The 24960-nt window shown below is 57.3% G+C and carries 21 protein-coding genes; 10 read left to right on the top strand and 11 right to left on the bottom strand.

What is annotated here, in order from left to right; translation table 11 throughout:
* Nucleotides 1–2: 2 nt before the first annotated feature.
* Nucleotides 3–608 (bottom strand): isoprenylcysteine carboxylmethyltransferase family protein, encoded by a 606-nt coding sequence (locus tag HY010_06115; GenBank protein MBI3475286.1) that lies wholly within the window; start codon nt 606–608, stop codon nt 3–5.
* Between the two features lie 174 nt (nt 609–782).
* Between HY010_06115 and HY010_06110 the strand changes: the two genes are divergently transcribed.
* The 4 genes from HY010_06110 to HY010_06095 all read left to right on the top strand — a co-directional run bounded on the left by HY010_06110 (nt 783) and on the right by HY010_06095 (nt 4267).
* Nucleotides 783–1580 (top strand): sel1 repeat family protein, encoded by a 798-nt coding sequence (locus tag HY010_06110; protein ID MBI3475285.1) that lies wholly within the window; start codon nt 783–785, stop codon nt 1578–1580.
* A 144-nt stretch (nt 1581–1724) separates the two neighbouring features.
* Entirely contained in the window at nt 1725–2177 is a 453-nt protein-coding gene (locus HY010_06105) for a DUF2384 domain-containing protein (GenBank protein ID MBI3475284.1), read from the top strand.
* Between the two features lie 92 nt (nt 2178–2269).
* Entirely contained in the window at nt 2270–2959 is a 690-nt protein-coding gene (locus tag HY010_06100; protein MBI3475283.1) for an RES family NAD+ phosphorylase, read from the top strand.
* Between the two features lie 165 nt (nt 2960–3124).
* Nucleotides 3125–4267 carry an aspartate--ammonia ligase gene (locus HY010_06095; protein MBI3475282.1) on the top strand — a complete coding sequence of 381 codons (1143 nt, stop codon included), beginning with the start codon at nt 3125–3127 and terminating at the stop codon, nt 4265–4267.
* Nucleotides 4268–4367: 100 nt separating this feature from the next.
* On the opposite strand, the gene HY010_06090 is transcribed toward HY010_06095, so the two are convergent.
* From HY010_06090 to HY010_06070, 5 genes are all read right to left on the bottom strand, one after another.
* Nucleotides 4368–4787, bottom strand: coding sequence for a GNAT family N-acetyltransferase (locus HY010_06090; GenBank protein ID MBI3475281.1), 420 nt, complete (start codon nt 4785–4787; stop codon nt 4368–4370).
* A 148-nt stretch (nt 4788–4935) separates the two neighbouring features.
* The gene (locus HY010_06085; GenBank protein MBI3475280.1) at nt 4936–5949 is read right to left on the bottom strand and encodes a KpsF/GutQ family sugar-phosphate isomerase; all 1014 of its coding nucleotides are present in this window, start codon (nt 5947–5949) and stop codon (nt 4936–4938) included.
* Nucleotides 5950–6084: 135 nt separating this feature from the next.
* Nucleotides 6085–7227 (bottom strand): two pore domain potassium channel family protein, encoded by a 1143-nt coding sequence (locus tag HY010_06080; GenBank protein ID MBI3475279.1) that lies wholly within the window; start codon nt 7225–7227, stop codon nt 6085–6087.
* 53 nt (nt 7228–7280) lie between these two features.
* Entirely contained in the window at nt 7281–8129 is an 849-nt protein-coding gene (kdsA, locus tag HY010_06075; protein MBI3475278.1) for a 3-deoxy-8-phosphooctulonate synthase, read from the bottom strand.
* An 82-nt stretch (nt 8130–8211) separates the two neighbouring features.
* On the bottom strand, nt 8212–9894 hold the full coding sequence (locus HY010_06070) for a CTP synthase (protein ID MBI3475277.1): 1683 nt from the start codon (nt 9892–9894) through the stop codon (nt 8212–8214).
* A gap of 291 nt (nt 9895–10185) precedes the next feature.
* On the opposite strand from HY010_06070, the gene HY010_06065 reads away from it, so the two are divergent.
* On the top strand, nt 10186–12927 hold the full coding sequence (locus HY010_06065) for a phosphoenolpyruvate carboxylase (protein MBI3475276.1): 2742 nt from the start codon (nt 10186–10188) through the stop codon (nt 12925–12927).
* A 74-nt stretch (nt 12928–13001) separates the two neighbouring features.
* Nucleotides 13002–13982 carry a hypothetical protein gene (locus tag HY010_06060; GenBank protein MBI3475275.1) on the top strand — a complete coding sequence of 327 codons (981 nt, stop codon included), beginning with the start codon at nt 13002–13004 and terminating at the stop codon, nt 13980–13982.
* Between the two features lie 24 nt (nt 13983–14006).
* On the opposite strand, the gene HY010_06055 is transcribed toward HY010_06060, so the two are convergent.
* From HY010_06055 to HY010_06035, 5 genes are all read right to left on the bottom strand, one after another.
* Complete coding sequence (locus HY010_06055) at nt 14007–17297, bottom strand: DUF3857 domain-containing protein (GenBank protein ID MBI3475274.1); 3291 nt, start codon at nt 17295–17297, stop codon at nt 14007–14009.
* 189 nt (nt 17298–17486) lie between these two features.
* The gene (locus HY010_06050; GenBank protein MBI3475273.1) at nt 17487–17840 is read right to left on the bottom strand and encodes a VOC family protein; all 354 of its coding nucleotides are present in this window, start codon (nt 17838–17840) and stop codon (nt 17487–17489) included.
* A gap of 16 nt (nt 17841–17856) precedes the next feature.
* Complete coding sequence (locus HY010_06045) at nt 17857–18456, bottom strand: DUF4423 domain-containing protein (protein ID MBI3475272.1); 600 nt, start codon at nt 18454–18456, stop codon at nt 17857–17859.
* A gap of 180 nt (nt 18457–18636) precedes the next feature.
* Entirely contained in the window at nt 18637–19137 is a 501-nt protein-coding gene (locus HY010_06040; GenBank protein MBI3475271.1) for a RidA family protein, read from the bottom strand.
* Between the two features lie 215 nt (nt 19138–19352).
* Nucleotides 19353–20411: a sensor domain-containing diguanylate cyclase gene (locus HY010_06035; GenBank protein ID MBI3475270.1), complete on the bottom strand. Its 1059-nt coding sequence runs from the start codon at nt 20409–20411 to the stop codon at nt 19353–19355.
* Between the two features lie 221 nt (nt 20412–20632).
* Between HY010_06035 and HY010_06030 the strand changes: the two genes are divergently transcribed.
* From HY010_06030 to HY010_06015, 4 genes are all read left to right on the top strand, one after another.
* The gene (locus tag HY010_06030; protein MBI3475269.1) at nt 20633–21523 is read left to right on the top strand and encodes a helix-turn-helix domain-containing protein; all 891 of its coding nucleotides are present in this window, start codon (nt 20633–20635) and stop codon (nt 21521–21523) included.
* 226 nt (nt 21524–21749) lie between these two features.
* Nucleotides 21750–22928 carry a methionine adenosyltransferase gene (locus tag HY010_06025; GenBank protein MBI3475268.1) on the top strand — a complete coding sequence of 393 codons (1179 nt, stop codon included), beginning with the start codon at nt 21750–21752 and terminating at the stop codon, nt 22926–22928.
* Between the two features lie 120 nt (nt 22929–23048).
* Entirely contained in the window at nt 23049–24323 is a 1275-nt protein-coding gene (locus tag HY010_06020) for an adenosylhomocysteinase (GenBank protein MBI3475267.1), read from the top strand.
* Nucleotides 24324–24781: 458 nt separating this feature from the next.
* Nucleotides 24782–24952 (top strand): hypothetical protein, encoded by a 171-nt coding sequence (locus HY010_06015; protein MBI3475266.1) that lies wholly within the window; start codon nt 24782–24784, stop codon nt 24950–24952.
* Nucleotides 24953–24960: the final 8 nt, after the last annotated feature.

Below are 24960 nucleotides of genomic sequence, written 5' to 3'. Positions count from 1 at the left end.
GTCTACCAGATTCCCGGGATCACCGCGGGCACTTGCTTCGTGTAGTCGTCGAACGCACTCCCGAATTGTCCGCGCAACAAGCGCTCCTCGATCCGCACCCGGATGTATGTCCCTGCCAGGAACACGACAATGGCGACTAACAATGCCCACCATTGCGTAACCGCGAGTCCCGTCGCGACCATCATTCCAAACATTCCCGTATAGATCGGGTTCCGTACCAGGCGATAAGGTCCTTCGGTGATCAACTTGTGCCCTTCTACCAGACGCGCAGCGACAGCCCACTGCTTTCCGAGCACACGCACTGCGGCATTCACCATCCAGACGGACGCCACCGCAATCGCGAGAGTCAGCGCAGCCAACGCCACTTCAAGCCCTCGCGGCATCGGCACCAGTGGCCCGAGCGGCATGCGCCGCAGTGGATAGAACCAGACAATCGCATAGCCGATTCCCTGGATCAACATTCCCACCATCGCATTCCAGTCGCGACGAGTCTCCCGGCTCTTCCCAGGTCGTATCCGCAAAACAAACGTCACCGCAAACAGGCACCAGCAGACCATCACCCCGTAGAATACGAATTTCGCGATTGCGTCCACACTGCCTTCCGTCATGATTGACTCTCCGATCCGAATTCGCCATCGAACCCAGCTCAGAATGCCGGCCGACGGGCGCAATCGCGTTCTAACTCATTACTCGCTCGTGTAACTAGTAGCCCGGTCTCCTAAACACCTTCGTAACTGACTTTCTCGTTCTTACTTTCCTATACTTGCGGTGGAGTATCCGCCATGCGTCGAACGATCTCGCCCGTTGCCGTTGTCCTGCTCGCCGCCATCAGTTTCGCACAGAGTCCGTCTCCTGAGGCGCTTTACGAGCGCGGCATGGACGCCCTCTCTGGCGCCGGACCATCCCGCAGCGACCGCGACGCCGTCGAAAACTTCCGCCGATCCGCCGAGCTGGGCTACGCTCCGTCGCAGGTCGCGCTCGGATACCTGCTCGAAACCGGCACCTCTGTCACCGGCAGCCAGACCGAAGCGATCGATTGGTATAAGAAAGCTGCCGAACAAGGTGACATGCTCGCCAGCTGGATGATCGGACGGCGCTATACGTTGGGCGGCGGTACACCACAGGATTTCAGCGTCGCGCGAAAATGGCTCCAGCCCGCGGCCGATCAGGGAAATCCATTCGCAGCCTACTACCTGGCACGCATCCTCGACGAGAGTAGCTACAACAAAGCGCCCGCACTCTTCAAAATCGCCGCCGATCAGGGGATCCCCGCCGCGCAGTACCACTATGCAAAAGCCTTGAAAGAAGGTCGCGGAATTCCGCTCGACCGATTTAACGCCTACGTCTGGTCCGTGATTGCCCTGGATGCCGGATACAGCGGAGCCCGTTCCCAACTCAATGAACTGGAGAGCGGAGGAGCGCTCAGCCAGTCTCAGATCGCGGAAGCCAAGAGTAAAGCGCGTGAACTGGAACAGTCCGTCACCCGCACCGCCAATGCCCATGGCTGCACAGGTTGGGACGGCGAACTCGACGAGTGGCCCAGCCCACCCCCAGTGAAGTTGCAACGCTTCTGCCACTGAAACGTGCCAAAAGCTGACTATTTGCAAGGTTCCCTTGGTGAACCTTCGTGAATCCCTTAGTGCCCTTCGTGGTAAAGCCTTTTGCAGATTGTGCCAATCACTGCCGCAGTTGACGTCTCTCCATTTTTGTACTATATTAAGTCCATGTTTGGAGAGTCAACATTTGGCACCGCGGGCGTCCACATTCCCGGCGTGGCCATTGACCGACCGCTCGATCTTTCCAGCAAAGCGGTGCAGGAAAAACTGAGCCCGGCCGCCAACCGCGCCTTCTTCAGCCTCAGCGAGCACTGGAAAATACGGGACGAAGATGCGCGAAATCTACTGGGGGGCATCTCCAACGGCTCTTTCTATCAACTCAAGCGCAGTGTTTCGAAGACGCTCGATCAAGACAAGCTAACGCGCATTTCCCTGCTGATCGGAATATTCAAGGCACTCAACATTCTCTATAGCCCAAAACTCGCTGACGCCTGGGTGCAATTGCCAAATGCGAATCCGATTTTTGCCGGGGAATCTCCGCTGGCATACATGCGCAAGGGCGGTCTGCCCTCCATGATTCGGGTACGCCAGCTTCTGGACGCACGCCGCGGCGGACTGTAATCGACCATTTCACCGCCGAGAAGCCGACTCTGCGGAGACAGAAAAAAAAGCATTTCTCGGCGTACTCAGCGTCTCGGCGGTAAAAGACTTTCATGCCCCCGAAGAAGACCCTTCTCGAACAAGGCGACACGCGCCGCCTGATCCCAAACCGCTTCTTCGAGGGCGAGAGCGTGTTGTCGCGCCTGGGACTTCCCCCCGCGCAGATGTCCCATCTGTATCAACTCGATGACGCCACCAATGACCGGCTCGCCGGCGAGGCGGGTCGTCTTCCTGGAATCTCCGTCCATGAACTCGTTTTCGGCGTGCCGCACTTTCATATCGTGAATGCTTCGTTCACGCACGCGCAGCCCCACGGCAGCCGGTTCAGCGGCCCGGATCGCGGCGTCTGGTATGCCGGATTTTCGCTGAAGACCGCGCAAACCGAAGTTGCGTTTCACTATGCCACGGGACTACGCGAGATCAACTGGCAGGAAGAAGAGGCGGTTTCCTATCGTGAATATCTCGCGGACTTTCGCGGCGACTTCCACGATTTGCGCAATGATCCGGCCAGCAAGAAGTACCTGCAACCCAACAACTATCGTGCGTCCCAGCGCCTCGGCCGCCAGCTACTGGAGCGCGGTTCGTCAGGCGTGGTCTATCCCAGCGTCCGCCATGCGGGCGGGACTTGTATCGCATGCTTCCGCCCCGCTCTGGTCAGCAATGTTCGCGACGGCGCGCTCGTCACCTTCACATTTCCGGACGCCACTCATCCGCCGAAAGTTCGTGTCAGCCGTAAGGATTAACGAGAGTAGTCGAGGCCGCGATCGGGCGTCCTTAGCCAGTGGCTAGAAGCTAGTAGCCAGAAGCTGCCCCTCCGCACACCCCGATGTGCTCCGCGTCACAGCGCTTCCCCTCCCCAGGTTGTAATCCATCTATATACGTCTTCCTATTCACCGCGGAGGTAATTCATGGCCACTCTGACTTATGACAAGCGCGCCGATCTTGCTGGACCGGGCATCGGCGACTACAAGGAACTGGAAAAGACTCTACCCGCCGGATATCACTCCCTGCTCGGTCCACGCGAAACGCAGCAGGCCATTTCGCTAGTCAAACGCTACATCGCCGACAATCTATGCAAAGCTCTGAACCTGATGATGGTGGAAGTGCCGTTGATCGTAGACGCCGGCAGCGGTGTCAACGACATGCTCGATCGTGACGGATCGCGCACGCCCCTGCAGTTCCACATCTCCAACGATCGCGACAAGAATCCGTTGGACGCCCAAGTCGTGCAAGCCGCTACCAAGTGGAAACGAGTCGCCCTGAAGCAGTTCGGCTGCAATTCCGAGCAAGGCATCTGCACCGACATGCGCGCGGTCCGCAAAGACTATTTTCTCGACCACGACCACTCCGCCTATGTCGATCAGTGGGATTGGGAGCGCTGCATTCACGCCACCGACCGGAATCTCGTCTTCCTGAAAGGAATCGTACGCAAGATCTGGAAGGTCCTGGTGGACGCGGAAGAGTTTGCCCAGGAGTTGTTTCCGCAATTGAACGACCCGCGCTATCCCAACCTGCCCGAGGAACTCACCTTCCTGCACGCGGAAGAAATTCTCGAAATGTTCCCGGACTTGCCGCGCAAACAGCGTGAAACGCAGATCCTGCAGAAGTATCCCGCGGTATTCATTGTCGGGATCGGCTGGCCGCTGAAAGATGGCTATCCCCACGAGAATCGCGCCGCCGACTACGACGACTGGATCACCGACACTCACGATGAAACCGGCATGGATACCCACGGACTGAATGGTGACATCCTGGTCTGGAATCATGTCACCAAGCGCCGCCACGAACTGACTTCGATGGGCATCCGCGTCAACGCCGAGAGTCTCCGCAAACAGCTCGATGCAGCGAACCTGCTGGACAACCTGAAATTTCCGTATCACCAGGGAATCATCAACAACCATCTGCCTCTTTCGATCGGCGGCGGCATCGGACAATCGCGAACCCTCATGTTATTGCTAAGGAAGGCGCATCTCGGCGAAGTCAGCGTCACCGTGTGGCCAAAGATCCTGAAAGAGATCTGCGCCAAGAAGAATATTTTCGTGCTGGAGTAAGAAGATTGAAAGCTCATCACGGAGGCACAGAGAAACTGGGCATTGGTTTTAGCCGATTTTAGGTTTTCTCTGTGACTCTGTGTCTCTGTGGTGAATCGTGCTACCGAGGAAATGGTTCGCCCGCGCGCAATACCCATGCACTCGGATGCTGCGTAAATCCGACGCGTGGATAATATTCGACTGCCTGCGGCGCCGAGAGCAGCACCAGCATCGATCGCGGCCCCATCTTATCGCGAGTCTTCTGGATCAACTCCACACCGATGCCCAGCTTCTGATGAGTCTTCCGAACCGCCAGGTCGGAGAGGTATCCGACATAAGCAAAGTCCGTCAAGGTCCGCGAAATTCCGACCAGCAAGTCCCCGTCCCAGGCAGTGACCGTCAAATTCCCGTGCCGCAGCATGTCCGCAAAGATTGCTGGGTCATCAACCGGACGCCGCTCCCCCAAGCCGGAAGCGTTGTAGAGTTCGATCACACTCTCGACCGCAAGATCATTTCCGTATCGGTAGGCAATGTTGTTCATGGATTTAAAGAATAACCACTGTCATCCCGAGCGGAGCGAGGGATCCGCAGTCTGGGTGCCCGAAGAAACTGCAGATCCCTCGCTTCGCTCGGGATGACAGTTACTTGGGGGGCCGGAGCTCGCAGTCCGAGGCTCGTAGCTCGTAGCTCTACACCATCTCCGTTCCCCACAAATCATGCAGATGCACAATGCCGCGAACGCGGTGATCGACGTCCACTACCACCAGCGACGTGATCTTCATCTCCTCCATCCGCGCCAAGGCCGTCGCCGCAAATTCCTGCGGATCAATCGTCTTCGGACTCCGGTTCATACAGTCTTGTGCAGCCAGGTCGAGCGCATCTTTGCCGCGACGCTCCAGCAACCGCCGCAAATCACCGTCGCTGATCAAGCCCAGAAGCGTGTCACCATCCATCACCGTAGTGACGCCGAGTTTCTTGCGCGACATTTCATAGATCACATCGGTCATCATGGTTGTCGCCAGAACGCGAGGAAGAGCATCGCCCGAGTGCATCAACGACTCCACTCGCGCCAGCCGTTTCCCCAACTTCCCGCCCGGATGGAGGTTGGCGAAATCTTCTTCCTTGAAGCCGCGTTTTTCAGAAAGCGCAACCGCCAGCGCATCCCCCAATGCCAACATGGTCGTAGTCGAAGCCGTAGGCGCCAGCCCCAGCGAACAGGCTTCTTTTGAGATCGAGCAATCCAGCGCAACTTCCGCCGCCTCCGCCAGCGTCGATGCAGATGATTGTGTGGAGCGGGCGCCCCCGCCCGCTGCCTTCTCAACAATCTCATCGCAAGTCATGCTGATCAACGGGACCTGCAGCCGTTTAATCGTCGCAAGCAGCCGAAGAATTTCTTCCGTCTCGCCGCTTGCCGACAAAGCCAGCACGACGTCGCCGCGCACCACCATTCCCAGATCCCCGTGCAGTGCTTCGACCGGATGCAGATACATCGCGGGCGATCCTGTCGAATTCAGCGTTGCAGCAATCTTGCGCGCGATGATTCCGCTCTTCCCCATACCGGTTACGACGACTCGTCCCTGGCAATGAAACATCAGATCGACCGCGCGCAGAAACTCCGCCGCCATCGGGCCGGCAAGCCGGTCCGCCAGCGCCCGCAGCGCATCCGCTTCAATCCGCACCACATTTTCGCCAACGTGTTTCATGGAAGAAAGAATGTTAGCAGTTATTGAGGTGAATCAGGTGTCAGGTCTTAGGTGTCAGGTGTTAGGAAGACCCTAATATGGCGGCGCAAGTTCGGGTCTTCCTAACACCTGACACCTAAGACCTGACACCTGAATCTAGAAATGATCATCCACCACGTGTCCCGGCCGTTCCAGCGCTCGGGCCTGAATCGCGCGATCCCACGGCCCGCCCTGCCAGTTGTCTTTCTTGTACTCGGTGCGCACCCAGGGCGGCAATGTCATGTACAGGCGGCGCGCAAGGGCGTGCGCGTAGGGCTCGTAGAGCAGTCGCAAGTCTGCCAGATTTAATGGCGCTTCAGCGCCATCGGACAGTGTCACCCCTCGGCGCCCGAGAGCATCGTGCAAGCGCTTCACTTCGTCCCCATTCAGTCGATCCGGATCATGGGCGTCGTAGCGCGCGTCCAGCACCTGAGAAAGGTCCACCATCGCGTGCCGCGCCATCGCGAACGTGAGTTTCGCCTGCTCCGGATGAATTCCATTCACGCCAGCCGTGACCATCGAAGTGATATCCAAAATCGAAGTCAACGCAGCGAGCCACGACTGGTTGCTGTGCTGTGACCGGAAGAACAGCAGCACCGGATACGAAATATGGGTCGACAGAAGATCTGCGCACCACCGTTCCCAGTCGCGAAAGATATCGTCGAGCACACTCTGTTCCGGACAACATCCCAACCGCCCGAAGAATTCCGCCGCGCTGGGAGGCGATCCGGCGCGCGCGTCCAGTAGTGAAATTTCAATCTCCCGCGTCGAGAATGCCGAATACACCACGGGAAGATATCCGATCACCACGCCCAGGAATGCAAAACCCATGCCTGCTTCCATCACCGCCAGCACTCGGGCTGGCGTGTTGTTCGGAGTGATGTCGCCGTAGCCCAGAGTGAAGAACGTCTCGCCGCTGTGATAGAGCAGTGTCCCAAACGAGATATGAGTCCCAGCTCCCTGCAGATGTTCTCCCAACCCGCGTTGCACAAATGCGAATCCGACAATCAGTCCGACCAGCCAGAACCCAAGCAGCACGATCAGCGACAACGGCCCGAAGTATCCGAGAAAATTTTCGCGCCGCGACGGCTTCCTGATGTGCATCGCAATCCGGGTCCACAGATTCCACGTGTTGCGATAGAAAAACGCTGTCAGCCGAAATCCGCGCTGTACGCGCCGCGGCAGCACGATCGTCTCAAACGCATCCAGCAGGATCGCAAAGATGATGCCCGCGCCGACAATCGCAGCCCATACATGCATAGGTTGGAATTTCGATGAGGCGGGAATGGTAACAGATTCAGCGAATACCGATGCTACGGCGTTGCCTTCGCTGCATCCAGCGCTCGTCGCACCGCCAGCAACTCTTTCAGCAGGCCGCGCAGGTTACGCGAGTCGAGAGCGTTGGCGCCATCGCTCTTGGCCTCTTTTGGATTGTCATGGACTTCCATGAACACTCCATCGACTCCCGCTGCCACTGCCGCCCTCGACAACACCGGAATAAATTCCGGCTGGCCTCCGCTGCTGGCGGGCTGGTCGCCTTCTCCTTGCGAGGATGACGGCAACTGTACCGAGTGTGTCGCGTCGAAAACGACGGGCGCGAATTTGCGCATGATCGCCAACGCTCGCATATCCACGACCAGATTGTTGTATCCGAAACTCGATCCACGCTCCGTCAGGAAAACTTGGCCGTTGCCGGCATCGCGGCATTTGTCGACGGCATGCTTCATGTCCCACGGCGAGACGAACTGGCCCTTCTTGATATTCACGGGACGCCCGCTGAGCGCAGCCGCCACAACCAGGTCAGTCTGGCGACAGAGAAATGCCGGTATCTGCAGGACGTCAACCACTTCGGCCACAGCACTAACGTCGGCAACCTGGTGAACGTCGGTCAGCACCGGAACATGGATCTCATCTTTCACTTTTTTGAGAATCCGCAGTCCTTCTTTTAACCCTGGCCCGCGAAAACTCCGAATCGACGTTCGGTTGGCTTTGTCATAGGAAGCCTTGAAAATGAACGGGACATTCAGCGACCGCGCCACGCCTTTGATGACTTCCGCCATGAACAGCGCATGCTTTTCGCTCTCGATGACGCATGGCCCGGCAATCAGGAAAAGATCGCCGGTCCCGATACGGACGTTGTCGATTTGGAAAGAAGTAGTCACAAGTTAAGTTTCGCGGTTTCTGGTTGCTAGTTTCCTGCGAAAACTTCCTGACTGGAAACGAGCAACTGGAAACTAGAAACGGTCATCGCCGCCCCACTTTTTCCGGCCGCAGAAACATTTCCACTTCTGCCGCTTCTTTCTGCGTCTTCCGTTGTGAGCCGTGCTCGTACGCCGCTCCAATGAACGCCTTGAACAGGGGATGCGGCTCCAGCGGCTTCGACTTGAATTCAGGATGGAACTGGCAACCAATAAAATGTGGATGTCCAGGAATCTCGACCATCTCGACGTAAGTTCCGTCCGGAGTCGACCCTGAAATTCTCAGCCCGCCCGCAACCATCGTCTCTTCATATTCACGGTTAAACTCGTAACGATGCCGGTGGCGCTCGCTGATCTCCGTCTTGCCGTAGATCTGGTACGCCAGAGTGCCCGTCTCGATTTTGCACGGCCACGCGCCCAGACGCATCGTCCCGCCCAACTCTTCGACGCCGCGTAACTCGCGCAGCTTGTAGATCACGCGATGCGGAGTGGCCTGGTCAAACTCGCTGGAATTCGCGTCCGCCAGCCCACAGACATTGCGCGCAAACTCAATGCAAGCCGTCTGCATACCTAAACAAATTCCGAAGTACGGAACTTTCTTCTCGCGCGCGTATTGAATCGCTTTCAGCATTCCCTCGATGCCGCGTTTGCCGAATCCACCCGGCACCAGGATCCCATCGAAGCCCTCCAACTGCGCCTCATAACTCTTGTCAGCCTTGTCGGCAGTTTCGAGTCCTTCCGCTTCCACCCAATTCAATTCAAGCTTCAAGTTGTGCGCCAGCGATCCGTGGACCAGCGCCTCTTTCAACGACTTGTAGGAATCCTCATACTCCACGTACTTGCCGACGATACCGATCTTCACCACGTCTTTCGGGTTGTAGACGCGATGCACCAGGTTCTCCCAGTGCGACATGTCGCGATCCTTCGCGTCGATATGCAGATATCGCAACGCCAGCGTGTCCACGCCTTCATGCGCGAAATTCAGCGGCACTTCGTAGACCGACGCCACGTCTTTGGCCGTCACCACGGCTTCTTCTTCCACGTTACAGAAGAGCGCGATCTTTCCCTTGATGTCCTTCGACAAGAAGCGATCCGTACGGCAGAGCAGGATATCCGGCTGAATTCCCACGCTGAGCAGTTCCTTCACCGAGTGCTGCGTCGGCTTCGTCTTAAGTTCTTGCGCCGCCGCGATAAATGGCACCAGTGTCACGTGCACAAACAATGTGTGCTCACGCCCCAATTCCTGCCGCATCTGGCGGATCGCCTCGATAAACGGCAGCGACTCGATATCGCCCACGGTCCCGCCAATTTCGATCAGGCACACGTCGACATCCTGCGCAACTTTCTTCATCGCCGCTTTAATTTCGTTGGTGACGTGCGGAATCACCTGCACCGTCTTGCCGAGATAATCCCCACGCCGCTCCTTGGCGATGATCTGCTCGTAAAGGCGCCCGGTCGTCCAATTATTGTCGCGAGAAAGTTTGGCGTGCGTGAAGCGCTCGTAGTGTCCGAGGTCAAGATCGGTCTCGGCACCGTCGTCGGTGACAAAGACTTCGCCATGCTGAAACGGCGACATCGTCCCCGGATCGACGTTCAAGTACGGATCGAACTTCATCAGGTTAACTTTGAGCCCGCGACTTTCCATCAGGCATCCGATGGACGCCGCTGCCAGTCCCTTACCCAAAGAAGACACAACTCCGCCCGTTACAAAGATGTACTTGGCCGACATCTGTTCCTCGCTCTAATTTTGATTGGAAAATTGTGCAGGCTGGGGTGCACGATCAATTATGCCAGAGAATTTTCTGGATGGGAATATGGAAAATCAGCCGTGAGCAATTAGCACTTGGCACTGAGCTGTTTCGCTTAACTTGAGCCTGAAGTCCATAGAAACACATAAAAGTATTCAGAACACAAATCAAGGCTTCAGAACTGTCATCCCGAGCGGAGCGAGGGATCTGCTGTTCGCGGCAAGCTGCAGGTGCCTCGCCGCTTTCAGGCGTCCCTTCCGTTAGAATAACCCATGCCCGACCACCCTCTCTGGAGCGACGGCCCTCAAGCCGCTCGCTTGGCCGAACTGACGGCCGACACGTCCGATCCTGCAAAGGAACTGCCTCTGCGTCGCGACGTCCGCTCTCTGGGTATTCTGTTGGGCCGCGTGTTAGTGGAGCAGGAAGGCGAAAATTTCTTCGACGTGGTTGAGCAATTACGCCGGTTGCTCATCCAGCACCGCGAACAACACGACACTGATTCCTCATTGATTACCGAAGCCCGAGAAATTATCAGCGCCTTGCCTGTAGAAGACGCCTACCGCGTCACCAAGGCCTTCGCAATCTATTTCGAACTCACGAACCTTGCCGAGACCAATCACCGCCAGCGCCGCCGTCGAGCCGCACGGCTGGCCGGCGGACAAACCCCTCTGCCTGGATCATTTCGTGGCACTCTCGCTCGTCTGCGCGACGCGGGTATCAACGCCGATGACTCGCTGGAATCGCTTTACAAGGTCAAAGTGACGCCCGTCTTCACCGCCCACCCAACGGAAATAACGCGTCACACGATCCGGCTAAAGCGCCGCCGTATCGCAGCGTATCTCGAAAAGCTCGACCAGTTGCCCCTTTCCGAGTCAGAAGCGCTCGAATACGAATCGCAAATCCTCGCCGAGATTACTGCCCTGTGGCAGACCGACGAAGTGCGCCTCAACAAGCCCACCGTTCGCGATGAGATTCACATGGGACTCGACTATTTCCCCATGTCTCTGTTCGACGCGATGCCCCGCCTGTTCGCGGAACTGCAGGAATCGTTGCAGGACGTCTACGGTTCCGACGCTCAGGTTCCCGAAGTTCTCTCCTTCGGCTCCTGGATCGGTGGCGACCGCGACGGCAATCCCTTCGTCACCGCTGCGTCGACACGCGATGCCGTTGACCAGGCGCGCCACGTCGTGATTGACCACTACATCGCCGAAACCACTCGCCTGATCACGCAACTGAGCATGTCCACGCGACGCATCGGGGTTTCGGAGCCGCTTGCGCAGCGCGTTGGAAAGTATGACCACCTGCTTGGCGAAAAATATTCCCGCTGGAAGCAGATCACCGCTGCCGAAGTCTATCGTCACTTTCTCGAGTTCCTGATTGCCCGTCTGCGATTTACGCGCAAGTCGTCAAAACATCCACACGCCTACAAATCGCCGCAACAATTCGAAGAAGATCTGACGCTGATCAGCGCCAGCCTCTGTGCGAATCACGGCCGCCGGCTCGCAGCTCTGGTTGCGCCTCTCCTTCGCAAGGTGCGAATTTTCGGGTTCCATCTCCACGCACTCGATATCCGCCAGCATTCCCGCGTGCTGTCGACGGCATTAAAGGAGTTGGCGTCTGCGGGGACGAAACGATCGGGCACCATGCGCTCGGCCGATCTTTCCTCGCCTTCCACGGAATTGATGGAAACCTTTCGCGCGATTGCCGAGTTGAAGAAGACGCACTCCGCCGAAGCGATTCGCAATTTCGTCATCAGCAACGCGACGTCTGAGCACGACATGTTTGCCGTCGTTCAGTTGGCCGCATCGGGCGGCGTGTCCATCGCAGCCAACAAGGGCGATCCGGGCCTGATGCCGGTTCCGCTCTTCGAATCGATCGATGCGCTGCGCTCCTCGCCCGCGATCATGCGCCGTGTATGGAAGGCCGCAGAATTCCAGCGCCTGCTCGATTCCTGGGGACGCACCCACGAAGTCATGCTCGGCTACTCCGACTCCAATAAAGATGGCGGCATGCTCACCAGCACGTGGGAACTACACAAAGCGCAGCATCAACTTCATGAAGCTGCCCGCGAATGTGGAGTACAACTGCGCATCTTCCACGGCCGCGGCGGCACAGTCGGCCGCGGCGGAGGACCTACCCACGCCGCCATACTCGCGCAACCCGCCGGTGATTTTTCCGGCGCGATCCGCATCACCGAGCAAGGAGAAGTCCTCAGCTGGAAATATGCCGACCCGGTGCTCGCCGAATGGAATCTCGAAATCATGATTGCGGCCTGCCTCGAAGCGGTCACCATGCCGGCGCAACCCGCCCCCGAAGCCAAGCAGCGTTGGGACGAAGCGATGGAGACCATGTCCGCCGATGCCTTTGCCTTCTATCGGAAACACATCGCGGAAAACAACGAAGTCCTGGAGTATTTCGAACAAGCCACGCCCGTCGACGAACTCGAACATGCGCGCATCGGATCGCGCCCCGCACGCCGCAGCAAGAGCCGCAGCCTCGACGATCTACGCGCCATCCCTTGGGTCTTTGGTTGGATGCAAAGCCGCCACGCCGTCCCCGCCTGGTTCGGTGTCGGACACGCCCTCGAGCGTTTCAGCAAACGCAAGGAAAATGCGGCCCTGCTGGCCGAAATGATGCACGGCTTCCCTCTCTTCGTGACTCTGATTCGCAGCGTTGAACTTGCCATGGCCAAGGCCGACTTCGGAATCGCCCGCCACTACGCCGATCTCGTTCCCAATGCGGCCCTGCGCGACCGCGTCTTCGAAATGTTCCGCCAGGAATTCGATCGCACGCGCCGCCTGATTCTCTCCGTGAAACGACAACAGGAGCTACTGGAAAACAATCCCGTCCTCTCGCGTTCTGTCCGGCTTCGCAACCCGTACGTCGATCCCCTCAGCCTGATTCAAGTTGATCTGCTGCGGCGCAAGCGAACCGGTGCCACCGACACCTCTCTCGACTACGCCATCGGCGCGACCATGAACGGCATCGCCGCCGGCCTGCACAACACGGGATGAGTGTCCAGACTCTGAAGGTAGATTTTGCATCCAACTTTTCAGGTCTCAGCCGGGGGAGCATAATGTTGCGTCGGATGAAACGCTCAATTGGTATCGCCGTTCTCCTCGTAACCGCTCTCGTCGGTCTTGGCAGTCGGCAATCCTGCGCCCAAAACCTCGCCAAGCGTCTGATCCTCAAAGACGGCAGTTACCAACTCGCGGCGAAATACGAAATCAAAGGAGAGCGTGTCCGCTACTTCAGCGCAGAGCGCGGCGAGTGGGAAGAAATTCCCAAGAACCTGATCGACTGGGACGCCACCGACAAATACGAAAAAGGCCGCCTGCAGGGTGAACCCGCGCCCGAAGCCGTCGCTCTCGATAAAGAATTGGAAGCAGAGCAAAAAGCGGAGGAAGCGCGCACGCCGAAGGTAGCCCCTGGAATCCGTCTTCCCGACGACGGCGGCGTCTTCTTGCTCGACACGTTTCAGAATCAGCCGCAACTGGACGAAATCAATCAGTCCGGCGGCGATCTTAACAAGAACATGAAGTCGAATATTCTGCGCGCCGCTATCAATCCGCTGGCCAGCGCCAAGCAGACGATCGAACTCGACGGAGTACGCGCCAAGGTTCAATCTCACACCGGCGTGCCCGCCATCTACGTCAACATCGATCCTATTGACGCCAACGGAAAACCTGTCCTCGCGCCCGGCGAAGAGCCGCCACCTCCCGCAGTGGAGCGCTTCAAAATCGTTCGCGCCGAAATCAAGAACGGGAAGCGCATCGCCGGAGGTATCAAGATCGCACCTTACGGCAAAGTAAAAGCGGACGAGAAATTTATTCCGTCCACCGTCCAGGAGCTTACAGGCGGATGGGTCAAGCTATCTCCGCAGCAACCGCTCGCAAATGGAGAGTACGCCGTCGTCGAAATGCTCGGCAAAGAAGGAATGAATCTCTACGTGTGGGATTTCGGCGTCAATCCTTCAGCGCCAGCGAATGTCTCGGCGTGGAAGTCCGTCCCCGAGGAAAAGAAAAAGGCCGACGTGCCGGACGATCTTAAGAAGCGCCCGCCACAATAGCTCGCCCCTCCGGACATCACTACTCTAGTTCAACGACAGCGACGAAGGTTCCAGCAGCACGAACGAACATCCGCTGTATTGGTAGCACCCGAGAATTCCGCGCCTCACAAATCGTGTGACGCTACCGCCTGGAGACGGGACACCGAAATCGAGGCTCCGCAGTTGCTTCCCTTCCAACTTCATCTTGGGCGATCCGCTGATGAACTTCGTGTCCTGCACCTTAAATGTCGGGCTCTTTCCGTCCGACGCCAGGAGCACGAAGAACTCCGCGCTTTCCGTTCCAACCATGAAACGTGACAACTTAAACCTGCGTTCCTGCATAACAAAATTCGACTCATCGATCGGGGTCTCCTCCTTGACGGCGACTCCGGTTAGAGCCTTGAGATTTTCTTTCGCTGCCGCAATCTCCACCATCGCCTCGCTCAAATCGAGTCCCTTCGACAGTGGGATGCGGTACACCGCCACGCGGCACATCTGAATAGCAGCGCTGTTCTTGTGTATCCGTCTGTAGAGATGGCACAGATGCCCGCCCACGACTCCGTCCTGCGTGAGTTTCCAGGACGCCAGTAAATAGTGCTCGGCCTCATCCAGTTGCGACATCCGCTCCTCCACCCATCCGAGGGTGTCCCATTCGGCGGCCAATCGAAAAATTCTGCCCAGGTCTTCCACCTTCAAATCTTCCAGCGAGATCTTCTCTGAATCGGCGTTGGCGGCGCGCACCGCCTTTTTGGCATACTCCAAGGCGAGCGGCAGTTCGAGATCGGCACTCGCCATCTGGTAGGCCGCGTCATTCAAGTAACTACCGTCCTTGTCTAACTCGCCAATCTTTCGATAGGACTCCGCTGCTTTCCCTCGATCGCCCGCGTGCAAATAGGCGGATGCAAGTTGCAGTCGCAAAACAGGTAGTTCCGGCTTGATCTTTACCGCCGCCTCGAGAGCAGCGGCCGCTTCCGAATAGCGCTGTAAGTTGCGCAGACAACTCGCAAGATTCGACGGGCCGTCCACGTCCTCGGGATAGGCCTTCATGAAGTCTTGCCAGACCGGAATCGCATCCGCGAACTTCTGCTTCGACATCAACGTATAGCCCAGCGCTTTGGGAATGGAGGCCTTGTTCGGTTCCAGTGCCATTGCTGTATGAAGCGCATCGATTCCTGCATCCACTCGATTGTTGCTACACAGAAACACTCCCAGCATCACCCATGCCCGAGTGAACTTTGGATCAGTCGCAACGGCCTTTTGGATAAGGGAGATGCCCCCTTCCACGTTATGCGATGCCATTTGGTCGCGAGCCTCGTTTTCGAGCCGGGTCGCCTCCGGAGAGTCGCTATTCGGCAATCCTCGGATGTCGTTCAGAATCGACGCGAATGGGCCGAGATCGCTCGTCCCCGGCATCGCCAACCCGGAGGAACTAGTTGCCCTGTCGGCCGACGTCGTCTGCACATACTGCCAGACATCTTGCTGGACTTTCTTTACGAGTGCCCGGTAATCCTCGAACTTTGCCACTGGAACTTCGGGCAAAATCGTCACCAGCCTGCGCTTAGAGATCAACACCCCTTTTTCCACGGAGTATGTAGCGTGATATTCCGCGAAATCGTACTTCACATCGAGGTTAGGCGGCACCAGCGGCGTGTAGCCGTTCGGCGTCTTGATCCTGGCTTCCGACACGAACTGCGTTGGTGATCCCAGCCAGACCGGATTTCGCGCATCGTCCTTCAGCGCAGGCATGGTCAAAGGCAGGCCGGGAACCGTAAATTGTTTGTCGCTCTTCCACGTGGGATAGTCTTTGCGATTGTACGAATAGGAAAAATGGAATGGCTCCGCGATCTCTTCGACCTTGCCCGCGCTCACATCGCTGACCGTGCCCGCGAAACCTAAGCCGTAGGAAATCTGCTGCACCAACTCCTTCCACTGTGGCTGCGGAATCTGCCGGAACGCGGCCCGCACCAACACTTCCGAGTCACCAGTGCTTGTATCCTCCGCTTTTGCGTCAAAGGTGCCTTCGTCATTGAGGCTTCCTTCGATCTTGAACGCTTCCGTTGCCGGAATGGGTGGGTCGGGAGGTGTAGAAAGAAACTGGGCCGATCTCTCGCTGGCCATGACTAGCCCCTGTTTGTTCCGCAACCGATTGACGAGATAGCCGAAAGGCGCGACTTCCGGAGTTGTGTCGAGCCAAATCCCATCTTTTTCTTTCGGACCACGCGGCAGATATCCGATCACATGATCGAACTGGGCCGGCGACGGAATATCGACATCAACTCTCGCCGTGGAACTGATCAATGCGGGATACAAAGTGAAACCCGACGCTTGCAATAAGGACGCCAGGAGCGTGTGCTTATCCTTACAGTCGCCATAGTTGTTACTCAGAACATCGTCTGCTGCGTGAGGCTGATAACGACCGATTCCAAATGAGATTCCAATGTAGCGATACTGCGTGCTCACAAATTTATAGAGAGTTCGCAGCTTGGAATCGTCGTCCGTCAATCCCTTGGTCAGTTCAGCAGCTTTGGCGCGAATCGCCGGGCTAGGCTCAATCCGTTCCTTTTGAAGATCCCAGTACCAGCGTCCCACTTCTTCCCAGTTTTGAAAGCTGCTCACTTGCACATCGGGCGATTCCCTGCGCCCCAACGCTGTATCGATCTGTCTCTTTTCATCGGCCTGGGGATCGCGTACTTCGGAGAGCTGCGAATGGGTCCAGCTGTAGACTCGCAAGTTCCCTTCCTGCGTGGTTTTTTGTTTGGAGATCGGACCCTTCGCCTTCACTGCCCGATCCGCAGGCACCTTCACTTCGAGAAGCTCATTGAGAACAATGCCTTCCCGATGGAAGTTGTACTGAAACCAGAATTGACCGGGTGCCAGCGGTTTTGTGGTGTGCCAATGCGCCTGATATTCGAGGATGTCTCCGGTGGCCAGCCCCTTTACCGCGACATGTCTTTCCCGCAGATCGCTGTAGAACGGAGCCGCCCGGGTAATCTCAGCGTCCAGATCTTGCACGTTATCGGGCGGCGTCGTGATAGTGGTGCCGTCCACCTTACGGACACGAACGTAGTCGATCTCAATGGTCTCGGTCGCCGATGAAAATGGGAAAGTTAACAGACCCCAATGCTTTACGCCGGAATCGGTTTGCACCCGCACACGGGTAATCTGCTCGCGAGTCGAGTTTCCGCTGTTGTCAAAAACAGCCCGCGTCGTCATCTCTTCGATGACGGCGGCTTCCTGGGAGTAATCGTTCTTCGGCGCCGCGGGGGGCGACGAGGTTTGTGCATTCAATGTCGCCAGCGCGACAGTGAGAGTAAGGGCACGCCAATACCTGAACATATCTCGCCTGTATTTATCGTTGGTGTTTCCGAAAAAGGCAAGCAAGAAGATAGTGGCGTAATGCTAACCACAATGCTGAGTCGTCTCAGAGGTTATTGCTCGAATAGTTTCTTGCCGAAATAGAAACGCTGACGGGGTCCCCTGCGTCATGCCTGTCACTCGGCACCAGGATGGACGCAGCACTGAATCCTAGCCCCGCTTCATCACTCCGAACGACATTCCCTGCGGATCGTGGATCACCGCCATTTCACTGCCGTCCGGCAAAGAAGTTGGCGGGATAATCACTTTCGCTCCCAGTCCCTCCGCTTGTTTCGCGCATGCCTTCACATCGTCGACCGCAATGAACAACTGCGCGAACGTCGGTGCCTGTGGCGGCGCCGGCCAGATTCCGCCCTGGATCCCTTCCGCTGATCCGGTGGAAATCGCTCTGTACCCCATTGGATTGTCATCGTTCACCGCCCATCCAAACAAAGTCGCGTAGAACTCGGCAGTCTCATCCGGAGTCTTGGAAATAATCTGGAATTGCATTACTGGATTACTCATATCGAAGATGATCTCCTCATTTCATGGACTTGCTTTTGATTCGACGTAACTCCACGCCATCGTTGGCCGCCAGTTCACGAACCTTGATAAGCGCCTGCTTTTGAAATTCCGCTTCCGTACGCTGTCCGCAACCCGTCAAGTCTTTCCTTTTCCCCGTTCGTCCCATCTCGAGCATCTGCAAGCGAAGCAGGCGGCTCAATGCCACGTTCACCTCATCCACGCTCGTCCCAATTCGCCCGGCGATCCATCGGCAATCAGGCTTGAACTCACGCGAGCGCAACAGGTGAAGGATCTGCCAATGACTGCGATCAGCCAGAATCGCCATCGCTTCTGCAGTCCAATGGCGCAGTTGTTCCTGCCGGCGCGTGGTGGAAAGTTCCGGCACATATTGGGTCGCCACGTAGGCAGCGACCTCTTCTTCGATCATCCCCAGCTTCTTGCCCCACCGCCGCAGTTGGACGGCCGAGATGCGCCGCTTGTCGCGCAAAATTTGAGAAAGGGTGGAATGATCGGTTCCAAGAAATACCGCGAATGCCCGCAACGAATAGCGCGAGTTCTTGCGCTGCCGCTCTTCAAACTCCTGTTTGAGCTTTCCGAGAAATTGTGAACTCGCCATGGCTGATGAATCGTACTAACACGCCCCAGCGATGACAATGCCGTCATCCCCAATATTGGGGCAATCCATTGCCCCAGACATCGCCAGCCCGGGGTGTCGGAGAATTCAGAAGGGGCAGATCAGCCCGGCGCTTCAGCGCTGAAGAGAAGTGCGTCGAAGAAAGCACGACCGTAAGCCAGGCTATTTCTTTACCGCAACCGCGATGCAGTTGATTTCCACCAGCGAATTGCCCGGGAGCGCGGCTACGGCGACCGTGGTGCGGGCCGGCCCGCCATTCGGGAAGTAGGTCTTAAACACTTTGTTCATTCCGTCGTAATACTTGATGTCCGCAAGAAACACGGTGAGCTGAAGAATCGTGTCCACGGTGCCGCCACCGGCTTCGACAAGTTTCTTAACATTGTCCATCACGATGGTGGTGTGATGTCCAATTTCGAATTGGTCCGCGGGGCCGGAATCGTGCGCCCCTTGCCCGGCCACGTAAATGAGCCCATTGTGAACCACAATCGGCGTGATCATCTGTTTTCCGTCGGCGGCTTTGCCGTCGTCGTTGAGCTTGCGGATTCCCTCATCCGTCTTCCCTTCAGCGCTTCCCGCTAGCGCCAGGCCAGTAAGACCGAGGCTGGAAAAAATTGCGGCCAGCCGCCCAGCAAAATTCCTGCGAGTGAATGTTCCGATGGTCATGGTTTCCCCCAGTTGGAAGTGGTTGGAGTCTAAGACAGCGCCGACGTGCCGGTCAACGAGTGGTATCGCGAGATTACGTCAACTGACTTGAATGTCGCCAGCGGAAGTTATAGGAGATGTCAACCGTTGCAATGAGGCGAATTTCGCGAAATCGCTTTCCGCCCACGGGCTGGGCTTCTATGGGAGTCGGAGGAGTCTACAGAACTTGCGGAAAACTACTGTTCGCCATTCTCCAGCAGCCCGCGCGATGCCACTCCAATATTGTTGCGGGTGCTGTTCTTGACGGCGTACATCATTTCATCCGCCTGGCGGATGATGTCGTGCGGAGTTTGCGCGTCATGCGGGAACGTAGCTAGTCCCATGCTCGCCCGGACGTCAATTTTTTCTCCCTGCTCGGTTGCGAAGTTGCCATTGCGCAGCGAATCCAGCAACCGCTTCGCAACCACCACCGCGGCGTCCTTCCCGGTCTGCGGGAGTAGAACTACAAATTCGTCGCCCCCATAACGAAACGCAAAGTCAATCAGGCGGAGCTGCGCCTTAATCAGATAACCCACTTCGGCGAGCAGACGGCTTCCCACCAGATGGCCCTTGGTGTCGTTGACCTGCTTGAAATGGTCGAGATCGATAAAGATCACGCTGAACTCGTACCCGAATCTGGCCGAGCGGTACACCTCGGTTTCGAGCGTCTTATATAAGTGACGCGCGTTGAACAGGCCGGTACAGTCGTCGGTGATGGTGAGTTCCTGAATTTTTTCGACGGCCTTGGCATTCTCGATGGAGATGGCGGCGTAATCGCACAATGCCTCAAGAAAGAACTTTTCCTGTTCCTTCAAGCTGTTCACATCCACATTGACGAGTTGGATCACGCCCAGCACGCGGTGTCGCGAACGCAGCGGGACGCAGATGATCGACTGTGTTTGCCAGCGCGTCATTTGATCAAGGCGGCGTGAGAATCGAGAGTCGGCTGCCACGTCGGGCACAATCAGGGTCTGACCATTTTTCGCTACCCAGCCCGCGATGCCTTCGCCCATCTTCACCCGTTCATTCGCCAGAACTTCCGCTGCAGCTCCCACGGCGATCGCAAAGTACAACTCATCCTTCTGCTCGTCCACCATCAGCAAAGACCATGTTTCCGGGCAGAAATATTCCGCCATCTTTTCCATGATCGTCTGCAGGATGGAATCGAGGTCGAGCGACGAGGTCAGAGCCTTGGCCACATCGTGAAAGATGTTGAGCTCTTGCGAAAAGCGAGTTGGGGGCGTGCCCGCTGACATCGATACCTCGCCCTGGTCTGGGAAGTAATCGGATTATAAGTTTGGCCGCACTGGCTGGGCAATGCACGTTAGTAACGGGAACCTGCAAACCAACTGGTCGACTGCAGCCTCGAAATACCGCCCCTCTGCGGCGGTAACTGGCCTAGGATAGAAGTGCTGTTGTCTGTGTTGCCGCCTACAGAGTGTACAATTCCGTCGCCGCCTCCGAGCGGGAGAATCACTTGCCTTCCTTTGGCGCAAAACTGAAGACCGAACGCGAAAAGCGTGCCATCACGCTGGACCAGATCTCCGGTGCCACCAAGATCGGGACGCGTATGCTCCAGGCACTGGAAGAGGAAAACTTCGACGTTCTGCCGGGCGGCATCTTCAACAAAGGTTTCGTGCGCTCCTACGCCCGCTTCGTCGGACTCGACGAAGACCAGGCGGTCGCCGATTACCTCGAAGCCTCCGGCGAAGGCCCAGTTTTGCCTCCCGATGAGAAACTCGTCGCCGAAATTGCAGCCGCCAAGGCCAGCCAATCAAGGCCTAGCGACCGCCAGATCCCGTGGGAGTGGCTCGCCGGGGGACTGCTGGTGATCGCGCTGGCGCTTTTCCTGTGGAGCCGATCGCATCGTAAGCCTGAAGAACATCAACCTGCGGAAACATCGGTCAATCCAACAACGCTCAACTCCACCACACGATCCGAGGCGCATCCCGCCAGCCCCGCCGCGGTCTCCGGTTCCGCGCCTCAGACATCAGCGTCTCAAGCGAAAGTAGCCAGCCCTCCAACCCAGTCGGTAGTTGAAAAGAGCTCCGTCCCGACCCCAATGCAACCCTCCGCGGCAGCCTCGCCCGGCGAGTTCACCCTGGTCATCCTGGCTCGTGAAGACTCCTGGATCTCCGCCTCCGCGGACGGCAAGGCACTCTTTGAAGAAACTTTGATTGCCGAAAGTCAGCGCGCCGTCCACGCCCGAAGTGAAGTCATCATCAAGGCCGGAAACATCGGCGCCCTCGACTTCGTCTTCAACGGCAAGAAGCTCCCTTCCCAGGGCGATTATGGAGAGGTCAAAACCCTCAGCTTCAACCCCAGCGGTCTGCTTCCCAAGGCTCCATCAAAGCCTTCGAACCCGTAAGATTCGCGCTTTAGTTTCTTCCAGTTACCCTGTCTGCGATTCCATTCGATGCGCCCAGTAACCACTCGCTGCGTTACCCCTCCCCAGACGCCAAATTCGTTGCGCCCGGCGACCATCTCTGGTACCGTTTTTAGGAGACTAAGGAACCCCGGCGACGTGCCATGAAGGTCGTGCCCCCCGCCTCGTTGAACGCTAGGCTCGAAGTCACCTTGAGGAGATAATCAGCTTGCCAACAAATCGTTTTCTCTTTACTTCGGAATCAGTCACCGAAGGCCATCCCGACAAGATCGCCGACCAGATTTCTGACTCCATTCTCGACGCCTGCCTGCGTGAAGACCCCGCCAGCCGCGTCGCCTGCGAAACCCTGACCTGCACCGGCCTGGTCGTCATCGCCGGTGAAATCACCACCAAAGCATACGTCGATTTCCAGACCATCGTTCGCGGAGTCGTGCAGTCAATCGGCTACGACAACGCCGTCTACGGCTTTGACTCCAACACTTGCGCCGTGATCTCCAGCATCAACAAGCAATCCGGCGACATTGCCATGGGCGTAGACACCGGCGGCGCCGGCGACCAGGGAATGATGTTTGGGTTCGCATGCAATGAAACTCCGGAATTGATGCCGCTGCCCATTTCGTTGGCACACAAGCTTTGCCAGAAACTCTCGGAAGTCCGCAAGAACGGCACCTGCCCTTACCTTCGTCCTGATGGAAAATCACAAGTTACAGTTGAATACTCCGAGTCCGGCAAAGTGAAACGTGTGGACGCGGTTGTCGTTTCGACGCAGCACTCGGAATCGATCGGGAACGACGATTTGCGCGCTGACATCATGAAGCATGTGATTCAGGCGGTGGTACCGTCGAACCTGCTCGACGAAGACACGAAGTACCACATCAATCCGACCGGACGTTTCGTCATCGGCGGGCCGATGGGCGACAGCGGGCTCACCGGACGCAAGATCATCGTTGACACCTACGGCGGCATGGGACGTCACGGCGGCGGCGCTTTCTCGGGTAAAGATCCGACGAAGGTCGATCGTTCGGCGGCTTACATGGCGCGCTACATCGCGAAGAATATTGTTGCGGCTGGACTCGCGGATCGCTGCGAAGTGCAACTGGCGTATGCGATCGGTGTTGCCGAACCAGTCAGCGTCCTGGTGGATACTTTCGGAACTGAGAAGGTGGATGCCAAGCTGATTCCAGACTTGGTTCGCGCGAACTTCAAGCTGACACCGCGCGGCATTATGGAATCACTCAACCTGCGCCGCCCGATCTATCGCAAGACCGCTGCGTACGGCCACTTCGGACGCAACGATCCTGACTTCACGTGGGAAGCGACCGACAAGGCCTCGAAACTCGCAGCCGATGCCGGGCTGAAGCGCGAGCCCGTGGGCGCACGAAAATAAGCAGCTCCGAGCTGCGAGCTACGAGCAAACCAAGATTCTGGTTGCACGAAGCTCGCGGCTCGAAGCTCGAAGCCCTTCTGCAATCTGACTTCTTATCTTCTGGCTTTAATTAGGAGCTCAATGTCTACAGCACCGACCATCAATTGTGATGTAAAGAATTTCGATCTGGCCGATTTGGGCAAGAAGCGTATCGAGTGGGCGAACCAGTCGATGAAGGTCTTGCAGATTATCCGCAAGGAATTCATCAAAAACCAGCCGCTGAAGGGCATCCGCGTATCGGCTTGCCTGCACGTGACGGCCGAGACTGCAAACTTAATGATCGCCCTGCGCGACGGCGGCGCCGATGTTGCGCTCTGCGCGTCCAACCCGCTTTCGACTCAGGACGACGTTGCGGCCAGCTTGGTCCGCGACTACAGCATTCCCACCTTCGCCATCAAGGGCGAGGACAACGATTCCTACTACTCGCACATCATGGCTGCGGTCGATCATCGTCCGCAGATCACGATGGACGACGGCGCTGACCTCGTCTCCGTGCTGCACACCAAGCGCACCGCGGAACTGGCGAACGTGATTGGCGGAACGGAAGAGACGACCACAGGTGTGATTCGCCTGCGCGCAATGGCAAAAGAGGGCGTGCTGCGATATCCGATCGTCGCCGTGAACGACGCCGACACCAAGCATCTGTTCGACAACCGCTACGGCACAGGACAGTCCACGATCGACGGGATCATCCGCGCGACGAATTTCCTGCTTGCAGGATCGAAGTTCGTCGTCGCCGGCTACGGTTGGTGCGGACGCGGTCTCGCTTCGCGTGCTCGCGGCGCGGGCGCGGAAGTGATCGTGACCGAAATCGATCCGACGAAAGCGCTCGAAGCTGTGATGGACGGCTTCCGCGTGATGTCGATGGAAGAGGCGTCCAAGCTGGGCGACGTCTTCTGCACCGTCACCGGCAACAAGAACGTGCTGGCGAAGTCGCACTTCGAACTGATGAAGGACGGCGCGATCATCTCGAACTCGGGACACTTCAACGTCGAGATCGACATCACGTCGCTGGAAAAATTGTCGTCCTCGAAGCGCACGACCCGCACCTTCGTCGAGGAATACACCATGAAAGACGGCCGCCGCATCAATCTGCTGGGCGAAGGCCGCCTGATCAACCTGGCGTCCGCCGAAGGGCATCCGGCGTCGGTGATGGATATGAGCTTTGCCGACCAGGCCCTCTGCTGCGACTACATGGTGAAGAACCACGCATCGCTCGAAAAGCAGGTCTACACCGTACCGGTCGACCTCGACAAGCGCGTCGCCAAACTGAAACTCGAATCGATGGGCATCAAGATCGATCGCCTGACGCCGGAGCAGGAAGAATATCTGGCGAGCTGGAACGAAGGAACATAGATTGTGTGGCGCGGGCGCCCTCGCCCGCGGCTTTTGAATTTAAGGGGCGGCGCAAGCCGCCCCTTTCTATTTCCTACCCACTGTCATCCTGAGCGAAGTGGGACTTCACGAAGTGAAGTCCCACGAAGTCGAAGGACCCCCATACCCTCTCGGTCGATCCGGTTGCCGCAAGGAGTTCTCCCCGTGCGCTCGGCATCTTGAGAATTCCCTGCCACGTTCCCATCAGCACAAGCCGTACCGGGGTCCTTCGACTCCGTATCTGCTTCGCATCCGCGAAGCAGATCCTACGCTCAGGATGACAGATTGTAGTGATCGATCCACGCCGGCTGGCATGGACGAGATTCTCGCGCCATGCCCGTCCGAGTTGCGCTTTGGCGGTTTTGCGAGGATGATGTGTCGTCGCAAGATGACGAATCGGCGTGCAAGATGGGCGCAACTCTAAGCGAGGTAGAGCCAAGATGAATTCAAAAACAAAATTTGCTCTCGGCGTACTCACGGCTTTAGCGATGTTGGCGCTTACGTATCTGGTCCCGCGAGGCGGCGCGATGCGGGATGCACAACTGGTGCAGTTTCCGGTGACGGTCGGCGTGTGGGCGATCTTCGTGCTGCTGTTTGTGAAACTGAAATAGAACGGCGC

It is taken from the genome of Acidobacteriota bacterium (assembly GCA_016196065.1).
Lineage (GTDB): Bacteria > Acidobacteriota > Terriglobia > Terriglobales > Acidobacteriaceae > Acidiflorens.
The sequence above is the reverse complement of the archived record's forward strand: the minus strand, read 5'-3'. Positions and strand labels throughout refer to the sequence as shown.

Coding starts and splice junctions, on each gene's coding strand:
- HY010_06115 (MBI3475286.1), bottom strand. CDS start 608: ATGACGGAAGGCAGTGTGGACGCAATCGCGAAATTCGTATTCTACGGG.
- HY010_06110 (MBI3475285.1), top strand. CDS start 783: ATGCGTCGAACGATCTCGCCCGTTGCCGTTGTCCTGCTCGCCGCCATC.
- HY010_06105 (MBI3475284.1), top strand. CDS start 1,725: ATGTTTGGAGAGTCAACATTTGGCACCGCGGGCGTCCACATTCCCGGC.
- HY010_06100 (MBI3475283.1), top strand. CDS start 2,270: ATGCCCCCGAAGAAGACCCTTCTCGAACAAGGCGACACGCGCCGCCTG.
- HY010_06095 (MBI3475282.1), top strand. CDS start 3,125: ATGGCCACTCTGACTTATGACAAGCGCGCCGATCTTGCTGGACCGGGC.
- HY010_06090 (MBI3475281.1), bottom strand. CDS start 4,787: ATGAACAACATTGCCTACCGATACGGAAATGATCTTGCGGTCGAGAGT.
- HY010_06085 (MBI3475280.1), bottom strand. CDS start 5,949: ATGAAACACGTTGGCGAAAATGTGGTGCGGATTGAAGCGGATGCGCTG.
- HY010_06080 (MBI3475279.1), bottom strand. CDS start 7,227: ATGCATGTATGGGCTGCGATTGTCGGCGCGGGCATCATCTTTGCGATC.
- HY010_06070 (MBI3475277.1), bottom strand. CDS start 9,894: ATGTCGGCCAAGTACATCTTTGTAACGGGCGGAGTTGTGTCTTCTTTG.
- HY010_06065 (MBI3475276.1), top strand. CDS start 10,186: ATGCCCGACCACCCTCTCTGGAGCGACGGCCCTCAAGCCGCTCGCTTG.
- HY010_06060 (MBI3475275.1), top strand. CDS start 13,002: ATGAAACGCTCAATTGGTATCGCCGTTCTCCTCGTAACCGCTCTCGTC.
- HY010_06055 (MBI3475274.1), bottom strand. CDS start 17,297: ATGTTCAGGTATTGGCGTGCCCTTACTCTCACTGTCGCGCTGGCGACA.
- HY010_06050 (MBI3475273.1), bottom strand. CDS start 17,840: ATGAGTAATCCAGTAATGCAATTCCAGATTATTTCCAAGACTCCGGAT.
- HY010_06045 (MBI3475272.1), bottom strand. CDS start 18,456: ATGGCGAGTTCACAATTTCTCGGAAAGCTCAAACAGGAGTTTGAAGAG.
- HY010_06040 (MBI3475271.1), bottom strand. CDS start 19,137: ATGACCATCGGAACATTCACTCGCAGGAATTTTGCTGGGCGGCTGGCC.
- HY010_06035 (MBI3475270.1), bottom strand. CDS start 20,411: ATGTCAGCGGGCACGCCCCCAACTCGCTTTTCGCAAGAGCTCAACATC.
- HY010_06020 (MBI3475267.1), top strand. CDS start 23,049: ATGTCTACAGCACCGACCATCAATTGTGATGTAAAGAATTTCGATCTG.
- HY010_06015 (MBI3475266.1), top strand. CDS start 24,782: ATGAATTCAAAAACAAAATTTGCTCTCGGCGTACTCACGGCTTTAGCG.